Genomic DNA, 11,859 nt, shown 5'->3' on the forward strand with positions numbered 1-11,859 from the left:
TCATATTTATGTTAATTGCACCTATCTAACAGGCAATCGTTAAAAATTCTTTATGATGAACATCATTATAAACACGAAAAACAAAGTGTAAACTTAAATCCTCACTATTATTAAATATTCCTGTGTCGTTTGTCAAACGATATTTTTATGAGGGTTCAGTATATTGAACGCCACGGAAGGAGAATTCCTCTAAAATATCCTTCGTTGAATGAACAAGCTTTGCTCCCTGTTGAATGAGTCTAGCTGGACCAGTGGAATTAGGATCAAAGATTGATCCTGCCACAGCAAACACTTCTTTTCCTTGCTCAAGCGCCTGGTAGGCTGTAATGAGCGAACCGCTCTTTTCTTTACACTGAATCACGATAGTTCCTTTTGTCAGTGCACTAATTAAACGATTTCTCATTGGAAATTGCCACTTTTCTGGTTTGATATAAGGCGGATGCTCTGACAAAAGCAAATGATGCTCTCCCATATATTGAGCCATTTGCACATGTTCCTTTGGATATACATGCTGAAAACCGCCTGCTACAACACCTATGGTTTTCCCTTTTCTTCTGATGCACTCCTTATGTGCAAGTCCATCGATTCCTTTTGCTAAGCCACTGACAATCATCCAATCTTCCTTAACAAGTTCACCAACAATTTTCTTCACACATGCTTCTCCATAAGACGATGGAACACGCGTGCCTACTACACCTAAACTTTTTTCTTCATTTAAATATGACACGTTACCTTTTAGGAATAACACAGGGGGAGGATCATAAATATGTTTTAGTGTACTGGGATATAAGGGTGATGTGATGGGAATCATGTGAATGTTTTGCTTTAAATAGGCTTGAACGATGTGTTGAAAAATGGGGAATTCATTTTCTTCAGCTTGTTTTAAGCGGGTAAAGTCGATCGTTTGTAATGATCGATCCTGTTTGAAATGATGTGTTTCTTCATTTATATATAACTCAGGATCGACTTTCCACCATTTTATTAACAAAGAGGGTGAGATGAGGCCTTTTAAGCGGTGAAAAATCATTCTTTCGGACACGTTGTGCATACAATTCCTCCAGTTTAAGATAGAAAGAAGAAGACTTGTCAAAGAACAAGCCTTCTTGTGTCATTAATGCGTTTTACAAGCTTCGAAGAGATTCTTCTCTTTTAACACTTTAATTAAGGTTTCTCCCATGACAGATGGAGTCTCTGCCACTTCAATTCCACATTCACGCATTGTTTTTACTTTTTCATCAGCTGTCCCTTTACCACCGGAAATAATTGCACCAGCATGTCCCATGCGTTTTCCTGGAGGCGCCGTTTTACCGCCAATAAAGCCTACAACTGGTTTGGTCATATTTGCTTTTACCCACTCAGCTGCTTCTTCTTCAGCCGTACCACCGATTTCTCCGATCATAATGACAGCATGCGTATCAGGGTCTTCATTGAAGGCTTTTAATACATCAATAAAGTTCGTCCCATTTACAGGGTCTCCACCGATTCCTACAGCTGTCGATTGACCAACACCAGCCTCTGAAAGCTGATGTACCGCTTCATATGTAAGCGTTCCAGAACGAGAAACAACTCCAACATGACCTTTTTTATGAATGTATCCAGGCATGATGCCAATCTTACATTCTTCAGGTGTAATCACACCAGGGCAGTTTGGCCCAACAAGTCTTGTCTTTTTCCCTTCCATATACCGTTTCACTTTGACCATATCAAGTACTGGAATATGTTCAGTAATACAAATGACTAGATCCACCTCTGCATCAACTGCCTCTAAAATAGCATCTGCTGCAAATGGTGCTGGTACATAGATAACAGAAGCGTTTGCTCCAGTTGTTTGCACGGCTTCAGATACTGTATTAAATACAGGAACTCCTTCTACTTCAGTTCCACCTTTTCCAGGTGTGACACCGCCAACAATATTTGTTCCGTACTCAATCATTTGTTTAGTATGGAACAATGCGGTTGAACCGGTAATCCCCTGAACAATTACTCTCGTATTTTTATTAATAAATACACTCATTTAGGTTCCCTGCCTTTCTGCTCTACTTGACTAAAGATACAATCTTTTCTGCCCCGTCAGCCATAGACTCAGCAGAAGTGATATTTAAGCCTGAATCACTCAGGATTTTCTTCCCTAATTCAACGTTTGTTCCTTCAAGTCGTACAACGAGCGGTAATGTCAAGCCAACTTGTTTCGTTGCCTCAACTACACCTTCTGCGATCACATCACATTTCATGATGCCGCCAAAAATGTTAACGAAAATCCCTTTGACATTTTGATCAGATAAGATGATTTTAAATGCTTCCGTTACTTTTTCAGCTGTTGCACCGCCGCCAACATCCAGGAAGTTTGCAGGGTCCCCCCCGTAATGCTTGATGATATCCATTGTAGACATCGCAAGACCTGCTCCATTGACCATACAGCCAATATTTCCGTCTAGTGAAATGTAGCTTAGATCATATTTAGATGCTTCAATTTCCTTCGGATCCTCTTCATCAAGGTCACGGTATTCTAATATATCTTTTTGTCTATATAAGGCATTGCTATCAAAGTTTAATTTTGCATCAAGTGCCATGACTTTTCCATCGCCTGTTACGACAAGTGGATTAATCTCAGCAATTGAACAATCTTTTTCAATAAACGCGTTGTAAAGGCTAGTCATAAACTTAACAGCTTGGCCAACTAATTTTGTTGGAATATTAATTTTAAACGCTACTTCTCTCGCCTGGTAGGCTTGAAGACCAATCGCTGGGTCGATGACCACTTTGACGATTTTTTCTGGCGTTTTTTCTGCTACTTCTTCAATTTCAGTACCGCCTTCTTCAGAAGCCATCAATACAATTCTTGATGTCGCTCTGTCCAAAACAAGTCCAACATAGTACTCCTTTTGAATATCGCAGCCTTCTTCAATAAGTAAGCGTTTTATTTCGCGCCCTTCAGGCCCTGTTTGATGTGTGACAAGTGTTTTGCCGAGCAATTCCTCTGCAAACCCTTTCACTTCATCTTTTGTTTTTGCAATTTTTACCCCACCTGCTTTACCACGGCCGCCTGCATGAATCTGTGCTTTTACGACATATACAGAGCTACCTAGCTCCTCTGATGCTTTCACTGCTTCATCAGGTGTAAATGCTACTTTACCATTTGGAACTGAAACCCCATATTTTCTTAGGATTTCTTTTCCTTGGTACTCATGGATATTCATTTCCCATCCTCCCAACATATGTAGAAACAAAAATTATAAAATAGACTGCGCTTTCATTTTAAAGAATAAAAAAGAGAATGTCTAGGGTTCTATGTAAAATCGTAAAATCCTTCTAAACATTCAAACTTTTATTTTATTAAAAATATAAATTTTTTAGCCAAATCACTTTTTTTACCTTATTTTTTCATTTTTTGATCTAACTTATAGATAAAGGAAAATATTTCTGCTACAGTATCGTATAATGCTTCAGGTATTTCCTCATCCAGCGTTAAGTGGCGCATAAGCTCTACTAAATTAGGGTCTTCTTGAATAGGAACTCCTGATTTCTTTGCTTCTTCAATAATATGATCTGCCACATAGCCGCTTCCTGTTGCGATGACTTTTGGCGCCTTTTGTTTTTCTTCATCGTAATGTAGAGCGACCGCTCTTCTAAGCGGTTTTGAATCCTTCATACTCGTAAGTCCAGCCCTTTCTCGCTGATTTTATGAAAGTGTTCATCTAGAAAATGAGATGGATCGATTTGCTCTTGCCTCTTCTTTGCTGTAATACCCGTTAAACTGTAGCCTAAGGCATTTAAATTCTCTCGAACAGCTGGAATCATCGGATTAATTATTCCTTGCAGTTCATGGGCTGTCTCAACTGTAATCGCCATGACCTTTTGCTGAATTGTACAGTCTATTAATGTTTCTTCAAGGTTTTCCATGTTTAAGTAAAACATGAGGCGGCACTGAGAAATATCAATAGAGCCATCTTTTTTCTTATGGCCTTTTAAAATAAACGTTAAATCTTGAACACTATGCTTTGAGAAAAGAGGATAGGAGACCATCATTTGACTGACGGTTTGGTTTTCCTGCTGAACAAATAACTGTCCATTCAATCTATGAAACAATTGATCCACTTCTTTTTTAACGTGATCCGGTAAATCCGCCTGCTTCACATCATTTAAGACGAGCTTTAATTGATGAAGCTCCTGACTTTTTACATCCTGGCTGCCTTTTTCCAGTAGTTTTAGCATACCGATTTCATCACGTACACCTATCGCCTTTTTCATCGTCATGAGTAAATCGAGCACATCGGTTTTATTGCTTAATGTTGGTTCAGTCTGCTGAATGACCTGAGCCAATGCTTTCGCCTCTATTTTTGAAAGGAATGGAAATTCTTTTTGAAGCACGGATGCCTTTGCGTCAGGCTGAGATCCTGCCTGCTGGAGCCCTTGAAGCAGTGCAGTGAGTAGTTTTAAGTCGGGCTGCTGCCGTCCGTCTGCACCTTGCTTTGTCATGCTTGTCAGTATGCGCTCTATTTGATGAAGTGGGATCGGTAGTTGCTTTGGACTGATCAACTGCTGCGTGTTAGGCTGATTGATTGAAATTGTCTGACGCCCTTGGGCGTTTGAGACTTGGCTATTTTCTGTTTCCTGAGACGGATTGAGGTTATATGGCACTGACATACTGCCCCCTTGCTTCGCTTGGCCTTCTTTCGCTGCTAGAAGCACCGATAAGAGCTTCTCTGCATGAACAGTAGTCTCAGTATCTATGACAGACCGAACGGCTTGTGTAAGGGCCTGTGTGGCATCTGATTGCTTCGGCAGCTGTGTTAATCGATCTAGTAGCGCTGTTATATCCTGATGAAGAGCAGAGGATGATTTCACTGCTAATATCGATTGGAGAACCCCTTGCTGGATCGGTAAATCTTTCTTCAAAGCAAACAGAAGCGCCTGCATCCCTTTTTTGACATCAGCTCCTTGAAACTGTTCGATCCATTTCACTGCAGTTTTTAACTCTGCTTCATTGATGACCGATTTTTCTTTTAAAAAGGCTGTAGCCGTTAATATGTTTTCAATCCCATTTTTAAGTGACAGGCCTTCTAATAGTTTGGCTGCTGCATCCTTTAACGTTTTGGGATCTTGATCAAATTGTTGAACGGGTCTTAATTTATTGAGGCTGCCTCCACCCTCTTGTTCAAATTGGAACCAATAGAATGCATCCGCTTTTAATTGAGCCGCTAACTGCGCTTTTATTTTGGTCGTGCCTATTTGAACAAGCGCTGTATCATCTCCAAGCATTTTAAGTACTTTTCCGAGAATCAGTCGGTGCATATTTTCCTTTCCTTCGGTGTTTAATGGAACAGATTCTACCGTATTTAACCGGCTATTCAGTGCTGTATGTATGTCTTCAACTCTTGTCATCACAGGCAGCCTCCTTGTGTCAAAAATTTATGAAATAACGGATTTCACTGGTGCAAACGATAATCGATGGATTGGGGTAGCACCATGCTTTTGAATGGCAGCCAGATGCTCTTTCGTTCCGTACCCTTTATGTTTTTCAAACTGGTACTCAGGGTATTGGCGCCCATACTCCTCCATCATCTGATCCCTTGTCACTTTCGCAATACATGCACCAGCTGCGATGGATGCACTTTTTGCATCTCCTTTGATGATATTCTCCTGGTGAGTAGGAAGCGGGAGTGTCATTGCATCTATGAGTAGATAATCCGGTGTATGAGTTAACTGCTCCACAGCTCTCACCATCGCCAGTCTTGATGCTTCGTAAATATTGATTTCATCAATCGTCGCCGCATCAACAATGCCGATTCCGATATCAAGTGCTTTTTCTTGAATCAAATCATAATAAGCCAATCTTTTTTTCTCAGATAGTTGCTTTGAGTCGTTTAAACCAAGCAGGACTGTTTCTTCTTTTAATATAACAGCTGCTGCGACAACCGGGCCTGCCAGCGGACCTCTTCCAGCTTCATCTATACCTGCAATACACGTGTATCCTTGCGCCTTTGCTTGGTTTTCAAATTGCAGCATTTGATTCCATGCTGCACGAAGTTCTTGCTGTTTTTCTCTCTCTTTGTGCCACTTTTCTATAAGCTTTTGGACACTTTTTCTTGTGTCATCTTTTACAAGCTCACGGATGTATGACTCGTCGTGCGAATGCTTTTCTATCAATTCTTTTATTTGTTTCACGGTGTACATAGGCTTTTCGCAGCCTCCTTCTTTATATCGGCAGTTTTTCACAAAAAATAAAGACCCGCATGAGCTGCGTGTCTTTTAGCTTTCAGGCTTCTCAAAAGTGAGGGGACCAAATTTTTCAGTTCGAATATCCCGAATAATGATTTCGGTGGTTTTGTCGTAATTAATGAATCCTCCGCTCATCAGACAGCCGCGCTTTGTGCCAATTGCATCAAACAGCTCAACCGTATCTTCAGGTATATCTGCCAGGTCATATCGTTTTTTTAATCGCTCTGGATAGTTCTCTTCTAGAAAACGCAGTGCATACACGGCGACATCCTGTAAGTTGATGATTGAATCTTTGATCGCTCCAGTAACCGCTAGCCTGAGTCCTACTTGCTCATCTTCAAATTTTGGCCAGAGGATTCCAGGGGTATCGAGCAGTTCTAGTTCTTTCCCTACCTTCACCCATTGCTGTGATGTGGTAATACCAGGTCGATCTCCTGTTTTGGCGATGTTCTTTTTTGCTAAACGATTGATCAAGGTCGATTTCCCAACATTGGGAATCCCGATAATCAGCGCTCGAATCGCACGCGGCTTGACACCTTTTGCTTTCATGCGGTCGAATTTTTCTTTTAAGATTTCTTTTGAAGTCGTGATGATCTGATTTAACCCTTGTCCATCAACAGAGTTAATGGCAAGTGACCGAACGCCTTGCTGCTCAAAATGCGCCTGCCACTCCTTTGTCATACGAGGATCTGCTTTATCTGCTTTGTTTAAGAGCATGATTTTAGGTTTGTTTTGAAGGATTTCTTCAATCATTGGGTTTCTAGAGGACATCGGAATTCTTGCATCTGTTAATTCAAATACAATGTCGATGAGCTTTAATTTTTCTGTGACTTGACGTCTAGCTTTTGCCATATGGCCCGGAAACCATTGAATCGTCATAGGTGCACCTTCTCTCTTCTATCAGTTATCTATATACATTGTACAAAAAAAGAGCCTGTTACAGGTAACAAGCTCTTTCCTTTGATATCATTATCGTCTGATTTCTTTGATACGAGCCGCTTTACCGCGAAGTTCACGTAGGTAGTACAGTTTCGCACGACGTACCTTACCGTGACGTACAACTTCGATGTTAGCGATTTTTGGTGTGTGTACAGGGAATGTACGCTCAACGCCTACACCGTAAGAAATCTTACGAACTGTGAAAGTTTCGCTGATTCCACCACCACGACGCTTAATTACAACACCTTCAAAGATCTGGATACGCTCACGAGTACCCTCGACAACTTTAACGTGTACACGTAAAGTGTCACCAGGACGGAACGCAGGAAGATCAGTGCGTAATTGTTCTTTTGTGATTTCTTCAATCAAATGTTGCATCGTTTTCAACTCCTTCCAACAGATGCTCATGTCCTCTTTCTTCATTGCAGCGGAACATCGTTTTCAAACTTGAATCGGCAAGCCGTCCAAGTCACAAGTAGTATCATACCATACCTCTATACCGTGTGCAATACAATCTAGTCATTATGAAGCTGCCAAAGCCATCTTTTTTCTTCATTCGTTAAAGTTTTGCATGAATCTATCAAGTCTGGCCGTCTTGTATAGGTTCGCTTCAAGGATTCTTTGCGCCGCCACTCCTCAATTTTCGCATGATTTCCAGAGAGGAGCACATCCGGCACTTTTAGCCCTTTATAATCAGCTGGTCTTGTATAGTGCGGGTGCTCAAGCAGACCTGTACTAAATGAATCTTCGATGTGAGATGCTTCTTTTCCAAGCACATGAGGCAAAAGCCTGACCACACTGTCTGCAATCATCATCGCCGGCAGCTCTCCGCCTGTGAGAACGAAATCTCCAATTGAAATTTCATCTGTGACAAGATGCTCCCTGATGCGCTCATCGTAGCCTTCATAGTGGCCGCAAATGAACATAAGGTGCTCTTCTTTTGCAAGCTCTTCTGCCTTCTTTTGTGTATATCTTTCCCCTTGAGGACAGACAAGAATGATCCGGGGCTTTTTGCTTGCTTTATTCGTCAAATCTTCTACCGCATCAAATACAGGCTGTGCTTTCAGTACCATGCCAGCACCGCCGCCATACGGATAGTCATCCACTGTTTTATGCTTATGATCCGAATACTCTCTAAAATTGACAACATGAAATGAGACAGCTTCTTTCTCCTGTGCTTTTTTTAAAATCGATGAGTGTAGCACTCCCTCGAACATTTCAGGAAAAAGCGTTAAAAAATCAATTTTCATTCGTCAATGAGTCCTTCCATCACTTCAATGTGTATTGTTTTGGATGAGATATCGATTTTTTTGACGACAGATGGAATATAAGGAATGAGAGCATCCTTTTTTCCTTTTCTTTGAACGACCCAAACATCGTTTGCCCCTGGCGTTAAAATCTCTTTGATTTGACCGATGAGTTTGTCCTGCTCATCGTATACTTCGCAGCCAATGATTTGATGGAAATAAAACTCTCCTTCATCTAATGAACCGAGATGTTCTTTTTCTACTTTTAAGATCGATTCTTTCAGTTGCTCTGCTTCATTTAATGAACCTATTTCTTCAAATGTGAGCAAATCAAACTGCTTATGCTGTCTATGTGATGCTACAGTAACTTTCAGCGGATCCTTTTGACCTTGTTTAAAAATATAGAGGACGCTTCCTTTTTTGTAGCGCTCTTCCGGGAAATCGGTCTTTGACACAACGCGCACTTCACCGCGCACTCCGTGTGTATTGACGATCTTTCCGACATTCAACCAATCTAGCTCCATGTTCTAATCACCCCTGACGTATTTCAACAATGGTGCCGTCTTTCACGACGATGACATTATCTTGCATTTTGTCATCCCATTTATCACCTATTTTCACTTCAACCAGCGCATCCACTTCTGTTTCTTTCATTTCACTTCCAAGCGGCAAGATATGTAGCTGCTCCACTTGAAAATCAATTTGTCTCATTTTCTCTTGCCTTTTATCAATGGCTTTTTGAAATTGAGGGATGGCGTCTTGCTGATGTGGTTCTTTTTCATGTTTTTTTAGTTGGAAATATAGCTGATTGCACTCACGTTCTAGTCTTTCTTTTTTCTCCAAAAAAGTCGTTAACAGTTTGTCCTTACTGCTTTCAGTTAATACTTGCATCACGGTGACATGTTGAATGATCTGCATCTTCCTTTTTGTCCCCCTATCCGAAGGCATTTGTCCTCTACAGTATAACGAAAAATAGATTTAAACGTGTAAAAAAAGGGGAGGTCCTAAGCCCTCTCCCTTTTTAGTCAGCAATCTCAAGTTGAACTTTCTTAGAAGACTCTGCACTTGCTGCAAAAATGACTGTTCGTATCGCTTTTGCTGTACGCCCCTGCTTTCCGATCACTTTTCCGGTATCTTCGGCATTGACAGACAGTGTGTAAATCACCTGCTCATCTTTCTTTAATGAAGATACGTGAATATCTTCAGGGAAATCAACAAGTGGCTCGACGATGGACACAATCAATTCTTCCAAGGACAGCTCATTCATTATTTGCTGTTTTTCGCATTATGAAATTTTTCAAGAATTCCTTGGTTTGAGAAAAGGTTGCGAACTGTATCAGATGGTTTCGCACCATTTTGAAGCCATTTAAGCGCTAATTCTTCGTTGATTTTCACCTCAGCTGGTGATACCACTGGGTTGTAAGTTCCAACTGTTTCGATGAAACGACCGTCACGTGGTGAACGAGAATCTGCTACAACAATACGATAGAAAGGAGATCTTTTTGATCCCATACGTTTTAAACGAATTTTTACTGCCATTTTACTAGCACCTCCGAAAATATTTCAACAAGATAGTATATTAACAATGATAAAAGGGTTTGTAAAGTGTTTTTTCTTAACAACGGTTTTATCATGTGTAACCAATTACATAAATGGTAATTTAAAGCCTTTTTTCTTCCCTTTGGACATGTTGGTCATTTGCTTCATCATCTTTTTCATTTCATCAAATTGCTTTAAAAGGCGATTGACTTCCTGTACAGATGTTCCGCTTCCTTTTGCAATCCGTTTTCTTCGGCTTGCATTGATGACCTCTGGCTGTTCTTTTTCCTCGGTCGTCATTGATTTAATAATCGCTTCGATGTGATTGAGCTGCTTTTCGTCTACTTGGACGTTTTTGAGCCCTTTCATTTTACCGGCACCCGGCATCATTTGAATCAGTTCATCAAGTGGACCCATATTACGAACTTGGCCAAGCTGCTCGAGGAAATCGTCGAGCGTGAAGCTCATGGTCCGCATTTTTTGTTCAAGCTCTTTCGCCTTATCTTGGTCGACGTTTGCCTGTGCTTTTTCAATAAGTGTGAGCACATCTCCCATACCAAGAATTCTTGATGCCATCCGCTCCGGGTGGAATGGTTCAATCGCATCAAGCTTTTCTCCTAGTGCAGCGAATTTAATCGGCGTATTTGTGACAGCACGAATCGAAAGTGCTGCTCCGCCTCTTGTATCACCGTCTAGTTTCGTTAGAACGACACCTGTTAAGCCAAGCTGTTCATTAAAGCTTTTTGCTACATTGACAGCATCTTGACCTGTCATAGAGTCAACAACAAGGAAAATTTCTTCTGGATTTGCTACTTCTTTTACTTTCTGAAGTTCATCCATCAATTCCTCATCGATATGAAGACGCCCTGCTGTATCTAAAATGACATAATCGTGGTGTTCTTCTTTCGCTTTTTCAATTGCCTGTTTGGCAATTTCGACAGGACTTACTTGATCACCTAATGAAAACACTGGCATATCAAGCTGTTTCCCAAGTGTCTGAAGCTGCTGGATCGCTGCCGGTCTGTAAATATCTGCAGCCACCATCATCGGCTTGCGATTATGTTTTTTGCGAAGTAAATTGGCAAGTTTCCCAGTTGTGGTCGTTTTACCTGCCCCTTGAAGACCGACCATCATAATGACTGTTGGAGATTTTTTCGCTACAGCGATTTTACTCTCTTCCCCGCCCATTAATTCAGTGAGTTCTTCTTTTACAACTTTAATGACCTGTTGTCCAGGGGTAAGGCTTGTCATGACCTCTTGTCCAACTGCCCGCTCGCTTACTTTTTTCACAAAGTCTTTGACTACTTTAAAATTGACGTCAGCTTCAAGAAGGGCAAGGCGTACCTCGCGCATCATTTCTTTTACATCTTGCTCTGACACTTTTCCTTTGCCGCGGATTTTTGAAATCGTCTGCTGCAGTCGGTCGGCTAATCCTTCAAATGCCATACTGTGCCGCCTCCTAATCTAATTTCTCAAGCGATTCAATTAAAGCTTCTGCTTCTTCCTTTTGCGCGGAATCTGCTACAAGCTCTCTCATTTTATTGAGAAGTTCTTTACGCTCTTTAAATTTCTTAAACAAGAGCAGCTTTTCTTCATATTGTTCAAGCATCGCTTCAGTCCGTTTAATATTATCATAAACAGCCTGTCTTGATACTTCATATTCATCCGCAATTTCACCGAGGGAAAAATCGTCTAGGTAGTAAAGCGACATGTAGCTCTTCTGCTTTGCGGTCAACAACGATTGATAGAAGTCAAACAAGTAGTTCATTCTCGTTGTTTTTTCAAGCGTCATGGGCTCTCTCCCCTTTGTTAAGTTCATTCCCTTTACATCAACTAAGTTTACACGGTTCTCTCCTGTGTGTCAAGTTTTTATCTTGTCACTTCATGAGGCTGCGTATAAATAAAAATGCCAGCA

The 11,859-nt window shown here is 41.0% G+C and carries 15 protein-coding genes; all 15 read right to left on the reverse strand.

Annotated features, from left to right (window positions below):
- Positions 1–145: 145 nt before the first annotated feature.
- Positions 146–1,048: a DNA-processing protein DprA gene (dprA, locus tag C6W18_RS10025; RefSeq protein WP_105927491.1), complete on the reverse strand. Its 903-nt coding sequence runs from the start codon at positions 1,046–1,048 to the stop codon at positions 146–148.
- Positions 1,049–1,111: 63 nt separating this feature from the next.
- Entirely contained in the window at positions 1,112–2,014 is a 903-nt protein-coding gene (gene sucD, locus C6W18_RS10030; protein ID WP_003212080.1) for a succinate--CoA ligase subunit alpha, read from the reverse strand.
- A 22-nt stretch (positions 2,015–2,036) separates the two neighbouring features.
- Positions 2,037–3,197, reverse strand: a complete 1,161-nt coding sequence (gene sucC / locus C6W18_RS10035) for an ADP-forming succinate--CoA ligase subunit beta (RefSeq protein WP_008344824.1) — start codon at positions 3,195–3,197, stop codon at positions 2,037–2,039.
- A 176-nt stretch (positions 3,198–3,373) separates the two neighbouring features.
- A complete protein-coding gene (locus C6W18_RS10040; protein WP_034317785.1) occupies positions 3,374–3,649 on the reverse strand; it encodes a FlhB-like flagellar biosynthesis protein in 276 nt (91 codons plus the stop codon).
- Positions 3,646–5,382: a glycosyltransferase gene (locus C6W18_RS10045; RefSeq protein WP_105927492.1), complete on the reverse strand. Its 1,737-nt coding sequence runs from the start codon at positions 5,380–5,382 to the stop codon at positions 3,646–3,648. The genes C6W18_RS10040 and C6W18_RS10045 overlap by 4 nt, the downstream gene beginning before the upstream one ends.
- Positions 5,383–5,409: 27 nt before the next feature.
- A complete protein-coding gene (locus C6W18_RS10050; RefSeq protein ID WP_034317790.1) occupies positions 5,410–6,174 on the reverse strand; it encodes a ribonuclease HII in 765 nt (254 codons plus the stop codon).
- A gap of 75 nt (positions 6,175–6,249) precedes the next feature.
- Complete coding sequence (gene ylqF / locus C6W18_RS10055; RefSeq protein WP_034317793.1) at positions 6,250–7,098, reverse strand: ribosome biogenesis GTPase YlqF; 849 nt, start codon at positions 7,096–7,098, stop codon at positions 6,250–6,252.
- Between the two features lie 90 nt (positions 7,099–7,188).
- Complete coding sequence (rplS, locus tag C6W18_RS10060) at positions 7,189–7,536, reverse strand: 50S ribosomal protein L19 (RefSeq protein ID WP_003212364.1); 348 nt, start codon at positions 7,534–7,536, stop codon at positions 7,189–7,191.
- Between the two features lie 137 nt (positions 7,537–7,673).
- Positions 7,674–8,408: a tRNA (guanosine(37)-N1)-methyltransferase TrmD gene (gene trmD, locus C6W18_RS10065; RefSeq protein ID WP_034317796.1), complete on the reverse strand. Its 735-nt coding sequence runs from the start codon at positions 8,406–8,408 to the stop codon at positions 7,674–7,676.
- Positions 8,405–8,929, reverse strand: coding sequence for a ribosome maturation factor RimM (gene rimM, locus C6W18_RS10070; RefSeq protein ID WP_105927493.1), 525 nt, complete (start codon positions 8,927–8,929; stop codon positions 8,405–8,407). The genes trmD and rimM overlap by 4 nt, the downstream gene beginning before the upstream one ends.
- 7 nt (positions 8,930–8,936) lie before the next feature.
- Entirely contained in the window at positions 8,937–9,323 is a 387-nt protein-coding gene (locus tag C6W18_RS10075) for a YlqD family protein (protein ID WP_034317802.1), read from the reverse strand.
- A 103-nt stretch (positions 9,324–9,426) separates the two neighbouring features.
- Positions 9,427–9,672, reverse strand: a complete 246-nt coding sequence (locus tag C6W18_RS10080; protein WP_034317804.1) for a KH domain-containing protein — start codon at positions 9,670–9,672, stop codon at positions 9,427–9,429.
- Entirely contained in the window at positions 9,672–9,944 is a 273-nt protein-coding gene (gene rpsP, locus C6W18_RS10085; protein ID WP_034317807.1) for a 30S ribosomal protein S16, read from the reverse strand. The genes C6W18_RS10080 and rpsP overlap by 1 nt, the downstream gene beginning before the upstream one ends.
- Positions 9,945–10,049: 105 nt before the next feature.
- Entirely contained in the window at positions 10,050–11,390 is a 1,341-nt protein-coding gene (gene ffh / locus C6W18_RS10090) for a signal recognition particle protein (RefSeq protein WP_034317810.1), read from the reverse strand.
- A gap of 13 nt (positions 11,391–11,403) precedes the next feature.
- Positions 11,404–11,736 (reverse strand): putative DNA-binding protein, encoded by a 333-nt coding sequence (locus C6W18_RS10095; protein WP_034317813.1) that lies wholly within the window; start codon positions 11,734–11,736, stop codon positions 11,404–11,406.
- Between the last annotated feature and the right edge of the window lie 123 nt (positions 11,737–11,859).

Origin of the sequence: Bacillus sp. LLTC93 (assembly GCF_002993125.1) — a bacterium.
Lineage (GTDB): Bacteria > Bacillota > Bacilli > Bacillales > Bacillaceae > Bacillus > Bacillus zhangzhouensis.